Genomic DNA, 19,746 nt, shown 5'->3' with positions numbered 1-19,746 from the left:
GGGAAACCCTCCGGAACCCGTTGCCGGGCCTGGTGGGCAGCCGCTCCCCTGGTCTGGGCACATACGTGCAGCACGCGAGTGGCCCACCGGCCGGTCCCGCCGTGCGGCGAGTGGTGGTGGGCTGCCCGCGACACCGTTCGACGGTGCGCGACGCTCCTGGAACCTCCTTGCGGAGGCTCCGGCCGACTGTCCCGCTCTGACAGCGCGGGACTCAGCGCTGCGAGGGATTCTACAGGCTGCTCAGGACCGCCTGCGACCGAGGTGCTTCCTGGTCCACTCGACCGCGTCCGCGTAGCGGGCCTCGGAGCCGTGCCGGGTCGGCGTGTAGTACTCGCGGTCCTTGATCGGGTCCGGGGCGTACTGCTGCTCGGCGATGCCCTCGGGCAGGTCGTGCGGATAGACGTACCCCTGTGCGTGCCCCAGCTTGGCGGCGCCCTTGTAGTGACCGTCGCGCAGATGCGGGGGCACCTGTCCGGCCAGTCCCTTGCGTACGTCCTCCAGGGCGGCGCCGATCGCCGTCGTCGCGGAGTTGGACTTGGGGGCCAGGGCGAGGGCGATGGTGGCGTGGCTGAGGGTGAGGGCGGCCTCGGGGAAACCGATCATGGCGACGGCCTGGGCGGCTGCCACCGCTATGGGCAGCGCGTTGGGGTCGGCGAGCCCGATGTCCTCGCTGGCGGAGATCATCAGGCGCCGGGCGATGAAGCGGGGGTCCTCGCCGGCCTCGATCATCCGGGCCAGGTAGTGCAGGGCCGCGTCGACGTCGGAGCCCCGGATGGACTTGATGAGGGCGCTGGCGACGTCGTAGTGCTGGTCGCCGTCCCGGTCGTACTTCACCGCGGCCCGGTCGACGACCTCCTCCAGGGTCCCCAGGCCGATCTCCGACTCGCCCTTGTCGAGGGCGGCTCCGGCGGCGGCCTCCAGGGCGGTCAGGGCGCGGCGGGCGTCACCGCCGGCGATCCGCAGCAGGTGCTCCTCGGTGTCCTCGGGGAGGGTGACGGAGTCCTTCAGGCCGCGGTCGTCGGTCAGGGCCCTTCTGAGCAGCCCGCGGACGTCGTCGTCGGTGAGCGGTTCGAGGGTGAGCAGCAGGGAGCGGGAGAGCAGCGGGGAGATCACCGAGAAGTACGGGTTCTCGGTCGTCGCGGCGATCAGGGTGACCCAGCGGTTCTCGACGGCCGGGAGCAGGGAGTCCTGCTGGGCCTTGCTGAAGCGGTGGATCTCGTCGAGGAAGAGGACGGTCTCCTTGCCGTATCCCCCGGTGGCGCGGCGGGCGCCGTCGATGACCGCGCGGACCTCCTTGACGCCGGCGGTGATCGCGGAGAGCTCCACGAACCGCTTGTTGGTCGCCTTGGAGACGACGTACGCGAGGGTCGTCTTGCCGGTGCCGGGCGGGCCCCAGAGGATCACCGAGGAGGGGCCGGCCGGGCCGCCGGAACCCTCGCCGACCAGTCTGCGCAGCGGGGATCCCGGCTTCAGCAGATGCTGCTGGCCCACCACCTCGTCGAGGGTGCGCGGGCGCATCCGTACCGCCAGGGGGCTGCCGGTCGGGTCCTTCTCCTGGCGTTCTTCTGCGGCTGCGGTGAACAGGTCGGGTTCCACGCTGAAACCCTAAATCACGGCACTGACAACGCGGCGCGCTGTCAGCTGGTCCAGAAGTCCCACCAGCGGGTCAGGATCAGCATGCCGATGATGCCGATGTGCAGGACCGGCAGCACCCAGGTGAACTCGCCGAAGAACGACTTCAGCCAGTTCGGGGCCGGCAGGAAGCTCTTGCGGATGTTGAAGGAGGTCACGTACCAGAACATGATGATCGTGGCGACCCAGGCCAGCGAGCACCACAGGCACAGCGCGTTGATCCGGTACAGGGACTGGAACTGCAGCCAGGTGCAGAACCCGACGCCGAAGAGGGTGCCGAAGTTGAAGGTCAGCCAGTACCAGCGCGGGAAGCGGGCGCGGGCCAGCAGGCTCATGCCGACGCAGATGACGATGCCGTAGCAGACCAGGCCGAGCATCGGGTTCGGGAAGCCGAAGGCGGCGGCCTGCTTGGACTCCATGACGCTGCCGCAGGAGACCACCGGGTTGAGGCTGCACCCGGGGGTGAACGTCTTGCCCTCGACCTTGGCTTCCAGCAGCTTGAACTTGTCGATCGTGATGACCCAGGCGGCCAGCAGTCCGGCGGCGCCGGTGATGATCAGCAGCAGGCCGAAGGCGATGCTGCCGCCCTCGGTACGCGGTGCTGCGGAGGCGGGCTCGGGCTCGGTGGAGACGTCGTTGACTGTCGTCTTGCTCATCACGCCGATTCCGTCTGTTTGAGAGTTGGAACTTCTTCGGGCAGGGGCCATTGTGCCGCACGAGGCGCCCTCTCCACCGTTCGGTGGACATAAGGAGGCACGGAAGTGAGGGGACTCGCGCCCCCTCACTCCGCCGGGCTCAGCCCAGCCTCGACTCCAGTTCCGCCACGATCTCGTTCACACCGATCGGCGTCTGCTCGCCGGACTCCATGTCCTTCAGCTGGACGACGCCCTCGGCGAGGTCGCGCTCGCCGGCCACGATCGTGTAGCGGGCCCCGCTGCGGTTGGCGTTCTTCATCGCGCCCTTGAGGCCCTTGGCCCCGTAGGAGAAGTCCGCCGCGACGCCCGCCCGGCGGAGCTCCGTGACCTTGGCGAACAGGACCCGGCGGGCCTCCTCGCCGAGCGGGACCGCGAAGACGCTGGTGGCGGAGGGCAGGTTCAGCTCCACGCCCTCGGCCTCCAGGGCGAGGACCGTGCGGTCGACGCCGAGCGCCCAGCCCACCGACGGCAGCGCGGGACCGCCGATCATCTCGGACAGGCCGTCGTAGCGACCGCCGCCGCCCACCGCGGACTGGGATCCCAGACCGTCGTGGACGAACTCGAAGGTCGTACGGGTGTAGTAGTCCAGGCCCCGGACCAGCTTCGGGTCGTCCTCGAAGGCAACGCCCGCGGCCGTGATCAGTTCGCGGACCTCCTCGTGGTACGCCTTGCAGGCGTCGCACAGGTAGTCACGGAGCAGCGGGGCATCACCCAACTGCTTCTGGACCGACTCCCGCTTGTCGTCCAGGACTCGGAGCGGGTTGATCTCCGCTCGGCGGAGGGTGTCCTCGTCCAGGTCCAGGCCGCGCAGGAAGTCCTGAAGGGCCGCGCGATACACCGGGCGGCACTCCTTGTCGCCCAGGCTGTTCAGCAGGATGCGGAAGTTCCGCAGACCCAGCGAGCGGTACGCCTGGTCGGCCAGGATGATCAGCTCGGCGTCGAGCGCCGGGTCCTCCGCGCCGATCGCCTCGGCACCGACCTGCGAGAAGTGACGGTAACGGCCCTTCTGCGGACGCTCGTAGCGGTAGTACGAGCCGGAGTACCAGAGCTTGACGGGGAGGTTGCCGACCTTGTGCAGGTTCGCCTCGAGTGCGGCGCGCAGGACGGACGCGGTGCCCTCGGGGCGCAGGGCCAGCCTGTCGCCGCCCTTCGTCTCGAACGCGTACATCTCCTTGGTGACGATGTCGGTCGACTCGCCCACCCCGCGCGCGAACAGCTCCACGTTCTCGAAGCCGGGGGTCTCGATGTAGCCGTAGCCGGAGTCGCGCAGCGGCGCGGCGATCGCCTCACGGACCGCCAGGTACTTGGCGCTCTCCGGCGGGATCAGGTCGTAGGTGCCCTTGGGGGCCTGGAAGGTACTCACGAAGCTCTCTCGTCACATTCCTCGTCGGGGAGCGTCCGCGCTCCCGAGGCCGGCCGCCACCTGCCGCAAGTAGGCGTTGGTGGCGCGCTCCTGGCCGATGGTCGTCTGGGGGCCGTGGCCGGACAGCACCACGGTGGAGTCGTCGAGCGGCAGGCAGACACGGGCCAGCGAGGCCAGCATGTCGTCCATGGAGCCGCCCGGCATGTCCGTGCGTCCGATGGAGCCGGCGAAGAGCAGATCGCCCGAGAAGAAGACCGAGGGGATGTCGTCCGTCTCCGGCATCTGGAAGGTCACCGACCCCCTGGTATGGCCCGGTGCGTGCGCGACGGAGAGTTCGAGTCCGGCCAGCTCCAGCTTCGCGCCGTCGGTCAGTTCGAACACGTCGTCCGGCTCCCCGACCGTCAGCTCGCCCATCAGCGGCATGCCGATGGACCGGCCGAGCGCCTTCTCGGGGTCGCTCATCATGTACCGGTCCTCGGGGTGGATCCAGGCCGGCACGTCGTGCGCGCCGCACACGGGGACGACCGAGGCCACGTGATCGATGTGGCCGTGGGTGAGGACGACGGCGACGGGCTTGAGCCGATGCTTCTTCAGTGCTTCCTCGACGCCTTCGGCGGCCTGGTGGCCCGGGTCGATGATCACGCACTCCGCACCGGCGGCGGGGGCGACGAGATAACAGTTCGTCCCCCAGGCCCCGGCGGGGAACCCGGCAATGAGCACGATCGTCCTTCGTTGTGTCGATTCGGGTGGCTACAAGCTGTGGTCCAGAGCCTACCGGCGCTGCCGTTTCCTCAGCGAACCCATATACGGTACGGGGCTACACGCAGTGGTCGGCTCACACAGCGCACAGGACGCACGCGTACCGGTCGACATACGACACGCATGAGGAGAGAACCCGGTGGTCACCCAGGAGCAGCGGCGGCGTCAGCTCGCCCGGGAGAAGTTCTTGCGGCAGCAGCAGCGGCGTACCAGCGCACGCCGCAAGTCACGCATGCGCAACTCCGTGATCGCGTCCGTTCTCGGCGTGATCGTGATCGGCAGCATCGTGTTGTACACGACCAATTTCCTGAAGGGCGACGACAAGGCGAACGCCAGCTCGCAGACGACGCCCAGCGCCGCGCCCAGCGCCAGCAAGGCGCCGGACCCGTGTGCGAAGCCCGCCGCCGGCAAGGTGGCGAAGCTGAGCTGGAAGAAGGAGCCGGCGATGACGATCGACACGTCGGCGAACTACACCATGAAGCTGGCGACGACCTGCGGTGACATCGGCATCGCGCTGAAGACGGCGGCCGCCCCGCACACGGTGAACTCGTTCGACTTCCTCGCGGCGAAGGGGTACTTCGACCACACCAAGTGCCACCGGCTCACCACCAACGGCATCTACGTGCTCCAGTGCGGCGACCCGACGGCCACCGGCAGCGGCGGTCCCGGGTACACGATTCCGGACGAGAACCTGAAGGACAAAAGCCTGGCGGGCGGGGTCTACCCGGCCGGCACGATCGCGATGGCCAACACCGGTCAGAAGCACACCGGCGGCAGCCAGTTCTTCCTGGTCTACCAGGACAGCCAGCTGCCGGCGAGCTACACCCCGTTCGGCACGGTGGACGCCGCCGGACTCAAGGTCCTCAAGAAAATCGCGGCCGCCGGTGAGAGCACCGGAGGCGGTGACGGAGCCCCGAACGCGACGGTCGTCATCAACAAGGCGACGGTCACGAAATCCTGAGGTCCGACTGCGAAACTTCGGTCGCGCGGGATGCGGACAGGCAACCCGCCGGTCGCCTATGTTGGCCGTGACGAAACTGTGGACGATGCCCGGGGGCGCTGAGGCCCCTCGCGGGCATCATGTGGAGGAGGCGCTGTGAGCAGCGACCCGTGGGGCCGCGTCGACGAGACGGGGACCGTGTACGTGCGTACGGCCGACGGCGAGCAGGTCGTCGGTTCCTGGCAGGCCGGCTCCCCTGACGAGGCGCTGGCCTACTTCGAGCGCAAGTACGAGGGCCTGGTTGTCGAGATCGGCCTCCTCGAGAAGCGAGTACGGACCACCGACCTGTCCGCGAAGGACGCCCAGGCCGCCATCGACCATCTGCGCGAGCAGGTGGAGGCGCACCACGCGGTCGGTGATCTGCAGGCACTGCGGGGCCGGCTCGACGAGCTGGTGAAGACCGTGGAGTCGCGTCGCGAGGAGCGTCGGGCGCAGCGTGCCAAGCAGTCCGACGAGGCCCGCAAGGCCAAGGAGGACCTGGTCGTCGAGGCGGAGCAGCTGGCCCAGTCCGACCAGTGGCGGTCGGCCGGTGAGCGGCTGCGTGCGCTGGTGGACACCTGGAAGGGGCTGCCGCGCCTTGACCGCAAGTCGGACGACGAGCTGTGGCACCGTTTCTCGCACGCCCGGTCGGCGTTCTCCAAGCGCCGCAAGGCGCACTTCGCGCAGCTCGACGCGCAGCGCGAGGACGCCCGCAAGGCCAAGGAGAAGCTGGTCGCGGAGGCCGAGTCGCTGTCGGACTCGACGGACTGGGGTCCGACGGCCGCGCGCTACCGCGAGCTGATGACGGAGTGGAAGGCCGCGGGCCGCGCCCAGCGCGAGCACGAGGACGACCTGTGGAACCGCTTCCGCGGCGCCCAGGACGTGTTCTTCGCGGCCCGTGGGTCCGCCTTCGCCGAGCGGGACGCGGAGCAGACCGAGAACCTGAAGCTGAAGGAGGAGCTGGCCGCCGAGGCCGAGAAGCTCCTGCCGATCACGGACCTGAAGTCGGCGCGGTCCGCCTTCCGCTCGATCAACGAGCGCTGGGAGGCCATCGGTCATGTGCCGCGCGACGCGCGTCCCAAGGTCGAGGGCCGGATGCACACGGTCGACCGGGCCATCCAGGAGGCCGAGGAGACCGAGTGGCGCCGGACCAACCCGGAGGCGCGCGCGCGTGCCGCGGGTCTGACCGGCCAGCTGCAGGCCGCCGTTGACAAGCTGAGGGCGCAGATCGAGCAGGCCCGCGCCCAGGGCAACACGTCCAGGGCGGACAAGCTGGAGCGTGAGCTGGAGGGCCGCCAGGCGCTCCTGGACCAGGCTCTGAAGGGCCTGCAGGAGTTCGGCGGCTAGGCTCGCTCCGAGCGCTCCGAGCGCATACGACGAGAGGGGCCCCGTACACGGTGTACGGGGCCCCTCTCGTCGTATGCCGGGCCGCTACGACCGGGTGCGGGCCGACGTGACCCGGTAGACGTCGTAGACGCCCTCCACGCCCCGTACGGCCTTCAGGACGTGGCCCAGGTGCTTGGGGTCGCCCATCTCGAAGGTGAAGCGGGAGGTGGCCACCCGGTCGCGGGAGGTCTGGACGGCCGCGGACAGGATGTTGACGTGCTGGTCGGACAGGACGCGGGTGACGTCCGACAGGAGCCTGGACCGGTCCAGGGCCTCGACCTGGATGGCGACCAGGAAGACCGAGGACTGGGTGGGCGCCCACTCGACGTCGAGGATGCGCTCCGGTTCCCGGGACAGTGACTCCACGTTGACGCAGTCGCTGCGGTGAACCGATACACCGCTGCCGCGGGTGACGAAGCCGATGATCGGGTCGCCGGGTACGGGCGTACAGCAGCGGGCCAGCTTGACCCAGACGTCGTCGACGCCCTTCACCACCACACCGGGGTCCTGGCTGCTGCGCCGCTTGCTGCGGCGGCCGCGGGACGGCGGGACCGCCTCGTCGATCTCCTCGGTGGCCGCCTCCTCGCCGCCGAGCGCCTGCACCAGTTTCTGCACGACGTTCTGCGCGGCCACGTGGCCCTCGCCGATCGCCGCGTAGAGCGAGGAGATGTCCGGGTAGCGCATCTCGTGGGCGAGCGTGACCAGCGAGTCGCCGGTGAGGATGCGCTGGATCGGCAGGTTCTGCTTGCGCATCGCGCGGACGATGGCGTCCTTGCCCTGCTCGATCGCCTCGTCCCGGCGCTCCTTGGAGAACCAGGCGCGGATCTTGTTGCGGGCACGCGGTGACTTGACGAAACCCAGCCAGTCGCGGGAGGGGCCCGCGCCGGGTGCCTTGGAGGTGAAGACCTCGACCAGGTCGCCGTTGTCCAGGGTGGATTCGAGCGGCACCAGGCGGCCGTTGACCCGCGCGCCTATGGTGCGGTGGCCGACCTCGGTGTGCACGGCGTAGGCGAAGTCGACCGGGGTGGCCCCGGCCGGGAGCGCTATGACGTCGCCCTTGGGGGTGAAGACGAAGACCTCGTTGCGGGACAGGTCGAAGCGCAGGGACTCCAGGAACTCGCTGGGGTCCTCGGTCTCCTTCTGCCAGTCCAGCAACTGCCGCAGCCACGCCATGTCGTTGAGGTGGTCGTCCTTGCCCTTGCCGGACGACTTCGGCACGTCGGTACGGACCTTGGAGGCGCCGGCGACGGCCTCCTGCTTGTACTTCCAGTGCGCGGCGATGCCGTACTCGGCGCGGCGGTGCATGTCGAACGTGCGGATCTGGAGTTCGACGGGCTTGCCGTTGGGGCCGATGACCGTGGTGTGCAGCGACTGGTACATGTTGAACTTGGGCATCGCGATGTAGTCCTTGAACCGGCCGGGGACCGGGTTCCATCGCGCGTGCACCGTGCCGAGGGCGGCGTAGCAGTCCCTGACCGTGTCCACCAGGACGCGGATGCCGACCAGGTCGTAGATCTCCGCGAAGTCGCGGCCGCGGACGATCATCTTCTGGTAGACGCTGTAGTAGTGCTTGGGGCGGCCGGTGACGGTCGCCTTGATGCGGGCGGCACGCAGGTCGGCCTGGACCTCGTCGGTCACTATGGCCAGGTACTCGTCACGCTTCGGCGCCCGCTCGGCCACCAGCCGGACGATCTCGTCGTACATCTTGGGGTAGAGGATCGCGAACGCGAGGTCCTCCAGCTCCCACTTGATGGTGTTCATGCCCAGGCGGTGGGCGAGCGGCGCGTAGATCTCCAGGGTCTCGCGCGCCTTCTTCTCCTGCTTCTCGCGCTTGAGATAGCGCATGGTGCGCATGTTGTGCAGGCGGTCGGCGAGCTTGATGACCAGGACGCGCGGGTCCTTGGCCATGGCGACGACCATCTTGCGCACGGTCTCGGCCTGCGCGGCCTCGCCGAACTTGACCTTGTCCAGCTTGGTCACGCCGTCGACGAGCAGCGCGACGACGTCACCGAAGTCGCGGCGCAGGTCCTCCAGGCCGTACTCGGTGTCCTCGACGGTGTCGTGCAGCAGGCCGGCCATCAGGGTCGCCGGGTCCATGCCCAGCTCGGCGAGGATCGTGGTCACCGCGAGCGGGTGGGTGATGTACGGGTCGCCGCTCTTGCGCTTCTGGCCGCGGTGCCAGCGTTCGGCGACCTGGTAGGCGCGCTCGATCTGGCGCAGGGTGGCGTTCTCGATCTTGGGGTCGTTGCTGCGGACTATGCGCAGCAACGGCTCCAGGACCGGGTTGTACGGGTTGGCGCGCTGCACGCCGAGACGGGCGAGGCGGGCACGGACGCGGTTGGAGGAGCCGGTGCGCGCGGGCTGGCCGCTGTTGGGGCGGGTCGTGGGGCGCTCGGCCGGGGCCGGTTTGGGGCGCGAGGTCTCGGCCGACTTCTCGGCGGGCGCGGACTGGGCGTGCTCGACCGGCCCACGGGTGTCGTTCTTGGTCTGCGACACGTTCGGCGCGGGCTTGGCCGCGGGCGCCGAGGCAGGCTCGGGCTTGGCGGCGGTCAGTGGCTGGGCCTCGTCTGGCAAGAGGGCTCCTCGTGCGCGATCCGGGTCCCCCGGTCAGGCTCCGGAGTGCCCATGGTAGCGATCCTGGGCCATGTCATCGCCTGCAGGCCGAACCGAGAACCGTATACGCAGGTAACACGGGAGGCTGCCGAGGGATTCCACCAGGGTGTCCTGGGGGTTGCGAGGGCCCCGGGCAAACGCGAACGGCCGCCCCCGAAGGACGGCCGTTCGATCAGTTGTACGACGCTCAGACCTGGAGGAGGGCCTCCAGCGGCGCTCCGTCCAGGGCCGGCTCCAGGCGGCCGCGGCCCCCCAGGAAGCCCAGCTCCATCAGGACCGCGACGCCCGCCACCTCGGCGCCGGCGCGGTGGATCAGCCGGATCGCGGCCTCGGCGGTGCCGCCGGTGGCGAGCACGTCGTCGACGATCAGGATCCGGTCGTTCCCGCCGAGGTCCTCGGCGTGCACCTCGATCTCGGCCGAGCCGTACTCCAGGTCGTAGGCCTGGCTCAGGGTCGCCCCGGGGAGCTTGCCCGCCTTGCGGACCGGGATGAAGCCGAGGCCGGCCCGGACGGCGACCGGGGCGCCCAGGATGAAGCCCCTGGCCTCCAGGCCGACGACCTTGGTGGCACCGGTGCGCCCGGCGATCTCCGCGAGGGTGTCGGTCAGCGCGGTGAACGCGGCCGGGTCCGCCAGGAGCGGGGTGATGTCCTTGAACGTCACGCCCGGCTCCGGGTAGTCCGTGACGTCCCGGATGCGGCTGAGCAGCAGTTCCCTGATGTCCGTCATCGGCGCTTCCCCGAAGGACGCCCGCGGCCGCCCCGGTTGCGGGGGGAGGCGGGCTGGTTGCGCGGGCCGACGACGGCCGGAGAGGCGTCCTCGGGTCCCTCCGGGCCACCGACCCGGGCCTCGGCGTACTCCTCCTCGGCGGCGGCCTGGGCCCGCTTGGCGAGGACGCGCTTCTTCAGCGCCTTCATCTGCGGCTCGGCCTCCTTGAGGTCGGCGACGAGCGGCGTGGCGATGAAGATCGACGAGTAGGCACCGGCGGCCAGACCGACGAACAGCGACAGCGAGATGTCGTTGAGCGTGCCCGCGCCGAGGAAGCCACCACCGATGAACAGCAGGCCCGCGACCGGCAGCAGCGCGACCACCGTGGTGTTGATCGAACGGACCAGAGTGCCGTTGATCGAGTGGTTGGCGATGTCGCTGTAGGTGAAGCGGGTCTGCTTGGTGATGTCCTTCGTCTGCTCCTTGAGGCTGTCGAAGACGACGACCGTGTCGTAGAGCGAGTAACCGAGGATCGTCAGCAGACCGATGACCGTGCCGGGCGTCACCTCGAAGCCGACCAGGGCGTAGATACCGGTCGTGATGGTGATGTCGTGGATCAGCGCGACCAGGGCCGCGAGCGCCATCCGCCACTCGAAGGCGATCGCCAGGTAGATCACCACGAGCACCATGAAGATGCCGAGGCCTTCCCAGGCCTTGTTGGCGATCTCGTCACCCCAGCTCGGGCCGACCAGGTCGGAGTTGATGGACTCCGGGTCCACCTTCATGTCCTTGGCCAGCTCGGCCTTGGTCGCGTCCGACTTCGCGGTGTCCATGCCGGCGATCTGGATTCGCAGACCGCCCGTGCCGAGCTTCTGCACGACCGCCTCGTGGCCGGAGGCCTGCGACGCGTACGTCTCCGCCTGGGCCACCGAGACACTGGTCTTGGAGGTGGTGAAGACGGCGCCGCCCTGGAAGTCGATGCCCATGTTCAGGCCGCGCACCGCCAGGCCGACGATGGCCGTGATGGTGATCAGGATGGAGATGCCGTACCAGATCTTGCGCTTGCCGATGAAGTCGTAGCTGATCTCGCCGCGGTGGAGCCGGGCGCCGAGGTTGCCGAGTTTCGACATCGCTCACGCTTCCTTCGGGTCGGCAGGGCCGGCGACGGGACCGGCGGGACGGCGGGTGCGGCGCAGCGGCGCCTTGGCGCCCAGGCCCTTCGGGTCGAGCCCGGACCACTTGTGGCCGCTCGCGAAGAACTTACGCCGGGCGAGGAGCGTCATCAGCGGTTTGGTGAAGAAGAAGACGACGACCACGTCGAGCACGGTGGTCAGACCGAGGGTGAACGCGAAGCCCTGGACCTTGCCGACGGTCACGATGAACAGCACGGCGGCGGCCAGGAACGACACGAAGTCGGAGACCAGGATGGTGCGCCGGGCGCGCGGCCAGGCCCGCTCGACGGCGGGACGCAGCGTGCGGCCCTCGCGGATCTCGTCCCTGATGCGTTCGAAGAACACGATGAACGAGTCCGCTGTGATGCCGATCGCGACGATCGCACCGCAGACGGCCGGCAGGTTCAGCGCGAAGTGGATCGTGGGGCCGAGGAGCGCCATGATCGTGTAGGTGAGGACCGCGGACACCAGCAGCGAGGGGATCGCGACGAGCGACAGACCGCGGTAGAAGGCCACCAGGTAGATGATGACCAGGGCGAGGCCGATGGCACCGGCCAGCAGACCGGCGTGCAGCTGCTGGCCGCCGAGCGCGGCGGTGACGGTGGTGACGCTCTCCGTCCTGAAGGACAGCGGAAGCGCGCCGTACGACAGCACGTTGGAGAGGCTCTGGGCCTCCTCCTGGGTGAAGCTGCCGGAGATCTCCGCCTGGCCGCCGGTGATGGACTGGCTCACGGTCGGGCTGGAGACGACTTCGCCGTCGAGGACGATGCCGAACTCGTTCTGCGGCGGCTGGGCGTTCTTCGCGAGTTCACCGGTGACGTCCGCGAACTTCTTGGCTCCGCCGGAGGTGAAGGTCATCTGGACCTGCCAGCCGGAGGCGCCCTGCGTGTCGAAGACGGCCTGGGCCTTCTTGACGTCGGTGCCGTCGACACGGGCCGGGCCGAGCACGTACTTGTACCAGGCGCCGTTGACCTGGCCGCAGGCCACCGTGGTGTCAGTGGGCTTGGCGGCCTTGCCGGCGGTGGCGCGCTGGGCGGCCTTGGAGCAGTCCAGCGCCGTGTACTCGGCCTCCAGCTTCGAGGCTGCGGCGGAGGCGCTCGCGTCGGGCGAGGAGGAGGCGGAGGGGCTCGCCGAGGAGGAGGCGGACGCCGAGGACGACGGCGTGGAGTCGGCCTTCAGGGCGTCGGTGACCGCACGGCCCTGCGAGGTGGCCGAGGACGACGGCGAGGCGGAGGAGGACCCGGTCGCCTTCTGCGACCCCGAGGCGCTGCTCGACGGGCTCGCGGTCGTGCTCGGGGAGGCGCCGGCGCTGCCGCTGGAGGACGCGCTCGGGGAGGCGCTGGACGCGGCGCCCGCGCTGGCCTCCTGGGCCAGGACCGGGCGGAAGTACAGCTTCGCGGTGGTGCCGACCTGCTGGCGGGCCTCTGCGGAGTTCGTGCCCTTGGGGATGTTGACGATGATGTTGCTGGTGCCCTGGGTCTGAACCTCCGTTTCGGAGACGCCCAGACCGTTGACACGGCGGTTCATGATGGCGACCGCGGTGTCCATGTTGGTCTTGTTGATCGCGTTGGGCTGGCCCGGCTCGTTCTTCGCCTGGAGCGTGATGCTCGTACCACCGGCCAGGTCGATACCGAGACGCGGAGTGGTGTTTCCGGAGAGGAACATCCCTCCGGTGAGCGCCACGATGGCGATCAGGATCAAGGCCAGCGAGCGCCCTGGCTTGCTCTGGGCGCTCGCGCTCCGGCCCCTCTTAGGTGCTGCCACCTTCTCGTACTCCCTCTCGGGCCGCCGCGCGCCTGGTCGGTGCGGTCGGCCATGACATGGTGTCGGGATCCCGTCCGGGAAACAGACGCGCCCGGGGTGCGGCCGACGCGGGTGATGCGCGCCGTGCTCCCCGGGACACGGCTACTTCGCGTCGGAGTCGCCGTCGGTCTTCTTCGGCTCTTCGTCGGCCTTCGCCTCGGTGGGCTCCGCCTCCTCGGCCTTGTCCTCGACCGTGTCTTCGGCCTTCTCGTCGGCCTTCTCCTCGGCCACGTCCTTCTTTCCGAAATCGACGGCCTTGTCGCCGGAGGCGGCGGCGGTGCCGGCGGGCTCGTCGTCGGTCTCGGTGAGGGAGGAGGCGTCGTCCGGGACGATGTCGGTGTCGGACTTCAGGTCGTGCTCGATACCGTGCACGATGCGGTTGTACTCGTCGTCGGTGAGCACGGCGCCGATCGCGTTCTTCGCGAAGAGGAGGTCGATGCCCGGGCCGGCGTCGAGGAGGACCGTGTCCTCGTTGACTTCCTTGACCGTCGCGTACATGCCCCCGATGGTGCGGACGCCACTGCCGGGCTGCATCTCGTTCCGCATCTGCTTGGCCTGCTGCTGGCGCTTCCTGTTGGAACGCGTCATCAGGAACATGGCCGCGATAAGAACGATGAAGAAAAGAAGAGGCAAGGTATTCACGAGACGGAATTTCCTTCGCGCAGCCGCGGCAGTGAGCGGCCTGGATGATGGGGGTGTGGTCGGCGCCGCCCGCAAAGGCAGCATCGGCGGAGTCTAAGCGAGTCCGCGCGCATGGAACAACGCTCAGCATGGCACCTGGGTTCCTGCGCCCGCCAATGCCCCGCCGTCACGAAGAGATCACGTCTGCCCACGGGCCCCGCGGGGCGGGCGGCCGAATACCGGGGCCGGGGGTAAGGGAGAGACGGGACACATCCCGCCGCAGACACGCAGACCGGGCACGGCATGTCCGACGCCGGACACCGAGAGCGAACACATCAGGTCCTACGCCGGCCACGAGGCCCAGGGCACCGCGCATCCGGCGACGGGTGCGACGGGTGCGACGGGTGCGACGGGTGCGACGGCCGAGCACGGCACATCCGACGGCGGGCGCGACACCGAGCGCAGCACCTCCGACAGCCGAGCGCGGCACATCCGGTGGCCGGCGTGACGGCCGAGCGCGGCACATCCGGTGGCCGGCGTGACGGCGGCGCCGACGGGGCGGTCCGCGGTGGGATCCGGAGGTTCGCCCGGTGTCAGGCGCCGAACAGGTCCTGTTGGCCTGATCCCGTCCCCCGGGGGGCCGTCAGGCCCAGGTGCGCCCAGGCCGCGGGGGTGGCGACGCGGCCGCGTGGAGTGCGGGCGAGCAGGCCCTCGCGGACCAGGAAGGGCTCGGCGACCTCCTCGACCGTCTCGCGCTCCTCCCCCACCGCGACGGCCAGCGTCGACAGACCGACCGGGCCGCCGCCGAAGAGCTTGAGCAGGGCCTCCAGGACCGCGCGGTCGAGCCGGTCGAGGCCGCGCTCGTCGACCTCGTAGACGGCCAGAGCCGCGTGCGCGATCTCGCGGGTGATCAGTCCGTCCGCCTTGACCTGCGCGTAGTCGCGGACGCGGCGCAGCAGCCGGTTGGCGATCCGGGGCGTGCCGCGCGAGCGGCCGGCGATCTCGGCGGCGCCCGCCGGATCGATCTCGACGTCGAGGAGGTTCGCGGAGCGGTGCACCACCCGCTCCAGTTCGCGCGGCTCGTAGAACTCCATGTGCGCGGTGAAGCCGAAGCGGTCACGCAGCGGCGGCGGCAGCAGGCCGGCCCGGGTGGTGGCGCCGACCAGGGTGAACGGGGGGAGTTCGAGGGGGATGGCGGTGGCGCCGGGGCCCTTGCCGACGATGACGTCGACCCGGTAGTCCTCCATCGCCATGTACAGCATCTCCTCGGCGGGCCGGGACATGCGGTGGATCTCGTCGAGGAAGAGCACCTCGCCCTCCTGGAGGGAGGAGAGGATCGCGGCCAGGTCGCCGGCGTGCTGGATGGCGGGGCCCGAGGTGATGCGGATCGGGGCGCCCATCTCCGCCGCGATGATCATCGAGAGGGTGGTCTTGCCCAGGCCGGGGGCGCCGGAGAGCAGCACGTGGTCGGCGGTGGCGCCCCGCGCGCGGGCAGCCCGCAGGACCAGGTCCAGCTGCTCGCGGACCTTCTCCTGGCCGATGAACTCGCCGAGGTCCTTGGGGCGCAGGGCGGCCTCGACGGCCTGGTCCTCACGGTCGGCGACAGCACCCACCAGCCGCTCCGCGTCGGCGCCGGTGTCGGTCGTGTCGTCCCAGTTCATAAGTGATGTGCCTCAGCGGTGGTGGGGTCAGCGGGCGCGGTTGAGGGTCTGCAGGGCCGCCCTGAGCAGCTGGCCGACCTGGGGGGTGCCCCCGGCGGCCTCGGCCTGCGGGGCGACCGCGGTGACGGCCTCCTCGGCCTCCCTGGTCGCATAGCCGAGGCCGATCAGCGCGGCGTGCAGCTGGTCGCGCCAGCCCTGGCTGACCGGCGCGCCGATCGCGGGGGCGCCAAGGGGTTCACCGAGCCGGTCCTTGAGCTCCAGGAGCAGCTTCTGGGCGCCCTTCTTGCCGATGCCGGGGACGGCGGTGAGGGCCTTCTCGTCGCCGGTGGCGACGGCCCGGCGCAGTGCGTCGGGGCTGTGCACCGCCAGCATGGCCTGCGCGAGCCGGGGTCCGACCCCGCTCGCCGTCTGCAGCAGCTCGAAGGTCTGGCGCTCGTCGTCGTCGGCGAAGCCGTACAGCGTGAGCGAGTCCTCCCGTACGACGAGGGAGGTGGCGAGCTTGGTCTGCTGGCCCATCCGCAGCCCGGACAGGGTGTTGGGCGTGCACTGGACCGCGATGCCGATCCCGCCCACCTCGACGACCGCGGAGTCCGGGGCGAGGGCGGCGACCGGGCCGCTCACGAAGGCGATCATGCCGTACGGCCTTTCGTTGCGTTGGCTGCGTGCAGGGCGACGGCCTGCTGGAGTCGGTTCTGGGCGGGGGCCCGCCAGATGTGGCAGATGGCGAGCGCGAGGGCGTCGGCGGCGTCGGCCGGCTTGGGCGGTGCGTCGAGCCGCAGCAGCCGGGTGACCATGGCGCCGACCTGGGCCTTGTCGGCGCGCCCCGAGCCGGTGACGGCGGCCTTGACCTCGCTGGGGGTGTGCAGGGCGACCGGGATGCCCCGGCGGGCGGCGCACAGCATGGCGACGGCGCTGGCCTGGGCGGTGCCCATCACGGTCCGGACGTTGTGCTGGCTGAACACCCGCTCCACGGCGACGAATTCGGGCCGGTGCTCGTCCAGCCACTGCTCGATGCCCAGCTCGATGGCGACGAGGCGATGGCCGAGTTCGGCGTCCGCGGGCGTGCGGACGACTCCGACACCGACCATGGTCAGCGGGCGCCCGGCGACGCCGTCGACGACCCCGACACCGCATCGGGTCAGTCCGGGGTCCACCCCGAGTACACGCACCGCGCCCCTCCCGTCGTCCTCCCCCAGCCACCGCTGGGCGGTACCCCCAGTTCGTGCAGGCTATCCGGTGCCACCGACAACAGCGGCGGGCCGGTGGGACGTGTCCCTCCGGCCCGCCGGAATCGCTCGGCCCGCGGCGGCGTTACGCGTCGACCTTCTCCATGACCTCGTCGCTGACGTCGAAGTTGGCGAAGACGTTCTGCACGTCGTCGCTGTCCTCCAGCGCGTCGATCAGCTTGAAGATCTTCCGGGCGCCCTCCTCGTCCAGCTCGACCTGCATGGTCGGGACGAAGTTGGCCTCGGCGGAGTCGTAGTCGATGCCGGCGTCCTGAAGGGCGGTGCGGACCGCGACCATGTCGGTGGCCTCGCTGAGCACCTCGAAGGACTCGCCGAGGTCGTTGACCTCCTCGGCACCCGCGTCGAGCACCGCGCCCAGGACGTCGTCCTCGGACAGCTCGCCCTTGGGGACGATCACGACGCCCTTGCGGTTGAAGAGGTACGACACCGAGCCCGGGTCGGCCATGTTGCCGCCGTTGCGGGTCATGGCGACGCGCACGTCGGAGGCCGCGCGGTTGCGGTTGTCCGTGAGGCACTCGATGAGCACCGCGACGCCGTTCGGGCCGTAGCCCTCGTACATGATCGTCTCGTAGTCGGCGCCACCGGCTTCGAGACCGCCGCCGCGCTTGACCGCGGAGTCGATGTTCTTGTTCGGGACCGACTGCTTCTTCGCCTTCTGGATGGCGTCGTAGAGCGTCGGGTTGCCCTCGATGTCGACGCCACCCATACGCGCGGCGACCTCGATGTTCTTGATCAGCTTCGCGAAGAGCTTGCCGCGCTTGGCGTCGATCACGGCCTTCTTGTGCTTCGTCGTGGCCCATTTAGAGTGGCCGGACATCTGCCTGTCTCCTTCGCGTAACCCATCTCTGCAACGAACGCCAGAGATCCTACTAGGACTCCGTCGCCCGGTTCGCGTGCACCATGTCGACGAACAAGGAGTGCACACGGTGGTCGCCGGTCAGTTCCGGGTGGAACGACGTGGCGAGCGCGTTGCCCTGGCGGACCGCGACGATGTGGCCGTCGTGCTCGGCGAGCACCTCGGCCGCGGCGCCCACCGACTCGACCCAGGGGGCGCGGATGAACACGCCCTCTACAGGATCGCCCGCGACGCCCTTGACGTCGACCGCCGCCTCGAACGACTCGTTCTGCCGTCCGAAGGCGTTGCGGCGCACGATCATGTCGATGCCGCCGATCGTCTCCTGGCCCGAGCGCGGGTCGAGGATCTTGTCGGCGAGCATGATCATGCCCGCGCAGGTGCCGTAGACGGGCATTCCGGCCCGCACACGCGCGCGGAGGGGCTCCATCACGCCGAACAGCACGGCCAGCTTGGAGATGGTGGTGGACTCGCCGCCCGGGATGACCAGGCCGTCCACCTCGGCGAGTTCCTCGGCGCGCCGGACCGGCCTGGCCAGGGCGTCGGCCGCGGCCAGGGCGACGAGGTGCTCCCGTACGTCGCCCTGGAGCGCGAGTACGCCGACCACGGGAGTGGTCATCACCAGCCCCGGTTCGCGTAGCGCTCGGTCTCGGGGAGGGTGTCGCAGTTGATGCCGACCATGGCCTCGCCGAGGTTGCGGGACGCGTCGGCGATGATCTTCGGGTCGTCGTAGAAGGTGGTCGCCTTGACGATGGCGGCGGCGCGCTTGGCCGGGTCGCCGGACTTGAAGATGCCGGAGCCGACGAAGACGCCCTCGGCGCCGAGCTGGCGCATCAGGGCCGCGTCGGCCGGGGTGGCGACACCGCCGGCGGAGAACAGCACGACCGGCAGCTTGCCGAGCTCGGCGACCTCCTTGACCATCTCGTAGGGGGCGCGCAGCTCCTTGGCGGCGGCGTACAGCTCGTTGTTGTCGCAGCCGCGCAGCTTGGCGATCTCGCCCTTGATCTGGCGCAGGTGGCGGACGGCCTCGACGACGTTGCCGGTGCCGGCCTCGCCCTTGGAACGGATCATGGCCGCGCCCTCGGCGATCCGGCGCAGGGCCTCGCCGAGGTTGGTGGCACCGCAGACGAAGGGGGTGGTGAAGGCCCACTTGTCGGAGTGGTTGACCTCGTCGGCCGGGGTGAGGACCTCGGACTCGTCGATGTAGTCGACGCCGAGCGACTGGAGGACCTGGGCCTCGACGAAGTGGCCGATCCGGGACTTGGCCATGACCGGGATGGAGACGGCTTCGATGATGCCCTCGATCATGTCCGGGTCGGACATCCGGGCCACGCCGCCGTCCTTGCGGATGTCGGCCGGGACCCGCTCCAGCGCCATGACGGCGACGGCGCCCGCGTCCTCGGCGATCTTCGCCTGCTCCGGCGTGACGACGTCCATGATCACGCCGCCCTTGAGCTGTTCGGCCATGCCGCGCTTCACGCGGGCGGTGCCGGTCTCGGGGGCCTGGTTCTCAAAGGTGGACACGGGTGACCTCACTGGGTGAAAGAGGGTTTCTGCAAACACCGAGGAAACGCGAGTGGACCAGTCCACAGCAAGGGCCAATGGCAAGCCGGTGGATCCTTTTGGCCTGCCTGGACCGGCCCGCCGCAGCTCAGGCGGCCGGTCCGGTGCCGCGGTCCACCAGCGCGGCGGGCGGCTCGTCGTCCATTTCGAAGGCCATCGGGAAAGGGGCGTGGCCGGACAGCCGGAACCAGCGGACCTTGCGGTGCTCGCGCAGCCGGCGGGCCGCGCCGACGGCGTCGTTGTGGAACCGGCGGGCCATCGGCACCCGGCGCACGGCCTCCGCCAGCTCGCTCGTGGCGGCCTCGCCGCCGGGGGCCGCGCGGACCTCCTCGACCTGCTGCGGATGCTCGAAGACCGCGCGCAGGGCCTGGCTCAGGTCGCTCTCGGCGACCTCCCGCTGGTCCTCCTCGGCCTGCCGGGCGGCGTGCGCGGCCTCGTACAGCACGATCGACGCGGCGGGGTCCAGCACCCCGGAGGTCGCCAGCTCCTGGGCGACGGAGGCGCGCCGCAGCAGCTGGGCGTCGAGGGCGGCGCGGGCGGCGTCGATGCGCGCGTGCAGCCGGTCGAGCCGCCCCGCGGTCCAGCTCAGGTAGAGGCCGGTCACGACGAGGGCGGCGAGGATCCAGAGCGTCCAGATGAGGGTTGCGGTCACGGGCGCACACGCTAGCGGCCCATCGGCACACCCGGGGACTC

Annotated in this window: 18 protein-coding genes; 2 read left to right on the top strand and 16 right to left on the bottom strand. The window is 70.1% G+C overall.

What is annotated here, in order from left to right; genetic code table 11:
- Positions 1–240: 240 nt before the first annotated feature.
- From ABZ642_RS32575 to ABZ642_RS32560, 4 genes are all read right to left on the bottom strand, one after another.
- Complete coding sequence (locus ABZ642_RS32575; protein ID WP_360490376.1) at positions 241–1,596, bottom strand: replication-associated recombination protein A; 1,356 nt, start codon at positions 1,594–1,596, stop codon at positions 241–243.
- A 41-nt stretch (positions 1,597–1,637) separates the two neighbouring features.
- Entirely contained in the window at positions 1,638–2,288 is a 651-nt protein-coding gene (locus tag ABZ642_RS32570; protein ID WP_360490374.1) for a vitamin K epoxide reductase family protein, read from the bottom strand.
- Between the two features lie 139 nt (positions 2,289–2,427).
- Positions 2,428–3,690, bottom strand: coding sequence for a histidine--tRNA ligase (gene hisS, locus ABZ642_RS32565; RefSeq protein ID WP_360490372.1), 1,263 nt, complete (start codon positions 3,688–3,690; stop codon positions 2,428–2,430).
- Positions 3,691–3,702: 12 nt separating this feature from the next.
- Entirely contained in the window at positions 3,703–4,410 is a 708-nt protein-coding gene (locus ABZ642_RS32560) for an MBL fold metallo-hydrolase (RefSeq protein ID WP_360490370.1), read from the bottom strand.
- A 178-nt stretch (positions 4,411–4,588) separates the two neighbouring features.
- Between ABZ642_RS32560 and ABZ642_RS32555 the strand changes: the two genes are divergently transcribed.
- Complete coding sequence (locus ABZ642_RS32555; RefSeq protein WP_360490368.1) at positions 4,589–5,410, top strand: peptidylprolyl isomerase; 822 nt, start codon at positions 4,589–4,591, stop codon at positions 5,408–5,410.
- A 135-nt stretch (positions 5,411–5,545) separates the two neighbouring features.
- On the top strand, positions 5,546–6,775 hold the full coding sequence (locus ABZ642_RS32550) for a DUF349 domain-containing protein (protein ID WP_360490366.1): 1,230 nt from the start codon (positions 5,546–5,548) through the stop codon (positions 6,773–6,775).
- Between the two features lie 84 nt (positions 6,776–6,859).
- Here the strand turns inward: ABZ642_RS32550 and ABZ642_RS32545 are convergent, their stop codons facing one another.
- The 12 genes from ABZ642_RS32545 to ABZ642_RS32490 form a co-directional block, all read right to left on the bottom strand.
- The gene (locus ABZ642_RS32545) at positions 6,860–9,388 is read right to left on the bottom strand and encodes a bifunctional (p)ppGpp synthetase/guanosine-3',5'-bis(diphosphate) 3'-pyrophosphohydrolase (RefSeq protein WP_360490364.1); all 2,529 of its coding nucleotides are present in this window, start codon (positions 9,386–9,388) and stop codon (positions 6,860–6,862) included.
- A 226-nt stretch (positions 9,389–9,614) separates the two neighbouring features.
- The gene (locus tag ABZ642_RS32540; RefSeq protein ID WP_360490362.1) at positions 9,615–10,154 is read right to left on the bottom strand and encodes an adenine phosphoribosyltransferase; all 540 of its coding nucleotides are present in this window, start codon (positions 10,152–10,154) and stop codon (positions 9,615–9,617) included.
- The gene (gene secF / locus ABZ642_RS32535; protein WP_360490360.1) at positions 10,151–11,263 is read right to left on the bottom strand and encodes a protein translocase subunit SecF; all 1,113 of its coding nucleotides are present in this window, start codon (positions 11,261–11,263) and stop codon (positions 10,151–10,153) included. The genes ABZ642_RS32540 and secF overlap by 4 nt, the downstream gene beginning before the upstream one ends.
- Before the next feature lie 3 nt (positions 11,264–11,266).
- Positions 11,267–13,069 carry a protein translocase subunit SecD gene (secD, locus tag ABZ642_RS32530; protein ID WP_360490358.1) on the bottom strand — a complete coding sequence of 601 codons (1,803 nt, stop codon included), beginning with the start codon at positions 13,067–13,069 and terminating at the stop codon, positions 11,267–11,269.
- Between the two features lie 141 nt (positions 13,070–13,210).
- The gene (yajC, locus tag ABZ642_RS32525; protein WP_360490356.1) at positions 13,211–13,750 is read right to left on the bottom strand and encodes a preprotein translocase subunit YajC; all 540 of its coding nucleotides are present in this window, start codon (positions 13,748–13,750) and stop codon (positions 13,211–13,213) included.
- Between the two features lie 572 nt (positions 13,751–14,322).
- Positions 14,323–15,390 carry a Holliday junction branch migration DNA helicase RuvB gene (gene ruvB, locus ABZ642_RS32520; RefSeq protein ID WP_360490354.1) on the bottom strand — a complete coding sequence of 356 codons (1,068 nt, stop codon included), beginning with the start codon at positions 15,388–15,390 and terminating at the stop codon, positions 14,323–14,325.
- Positions 15,391–15,417: 27 nt separating this feature from the next.
- Positions 15,418–16,023 (bottom strand): Holliday junction branch migration protein RuvA, encoded by a 606-nt coding sequence (gene ruvA, locus ABZ642_RS32515; RefSeq protein WP_360490352.1) that lies wholly within the window; start codon positions 16,021–16,023, stop codon positions 15,418–15,420.
- Entirely contained in the window at positions 16,020–16,559 is a 540-nt protein-coding gene (gene ruvC / locus ABZ642_RS32510) for a crossover junction endodeoxyribonuclease RuvC (RefSeq protein ID WP_360490350.1), read from the bottom strand. The genes ruvA and ruvC overlap by 4 nt, the downstream gene beginning before the upstream one ends.
- 142 nt (positions 16,560–16,701) lie before the next feature.
- Positions 16,702–17,454, bottom strand: coding sequence for a YebC/PmpR family DNA-binding transcriptional regulator (locus ABZ642_RS32505; protein WP_360490348.1), 753 nt, complete (start codon positions 17,452–17,454; stop codon positions 16,702–16,704).
- 52 nt (positions 17,455–17,506) lie between these two features.
- Positions 17,507–18,109, bottom strand: coding sequence for a pyridoxal 5'-phosphate synthase glutaminase subunit PdxT (gene pdxT / locus ABZ642_RS32500; protein ID WP_360490346.1), 603 nt, complete (start codon positions 18,107–18,109; stop codon positions 17,507–17,509).
- The gene (pdxS, locus tag ABZ642_RS32495; RefSeq protein ID WP_360490344.1) at positions 18,109–19,014 is read right to left on the bottom strand and encodes a pyridoxal 5'-phosphate synthase lyase subunit PdxS; all 906 of its coding nucleotides are present in this window, start codon (positions 19,012–19,014) and stop codon (positions 18,109–18,111) included. Before pdxS ends, pdxT begins: the two co-directional genes overlap by 1 nt.
- Before the next feature lie 127 nt (positions 19,015–19,141).
- On the bottom strand, positions 19,142–19,705 hold the full coding sequence (locus ABZ642_RS32490; RefSeq protein WP_360490342.1) for a hypothetical protein: 564 nt from the start codon (positions 19,703–19,705) through the stop codon (positions 19,142–19,144).
- Positions 19,706–19,746: the final 41 nt, after the last annotated feature.

The sequence above is a fragment of the Streptomyces sp. NPDC007157 genome (assembly GCF_040634235.1).
In the GTDB taxonomy this organism is placed as follows: Bacteria; Actinomycetota; Actinomycetes; order Streptomycetales; family Streptomycetaceae; genus Streptomyces.
This window is presented reverse-complemented; position numbering and strand designations above follow the sequence as displayed.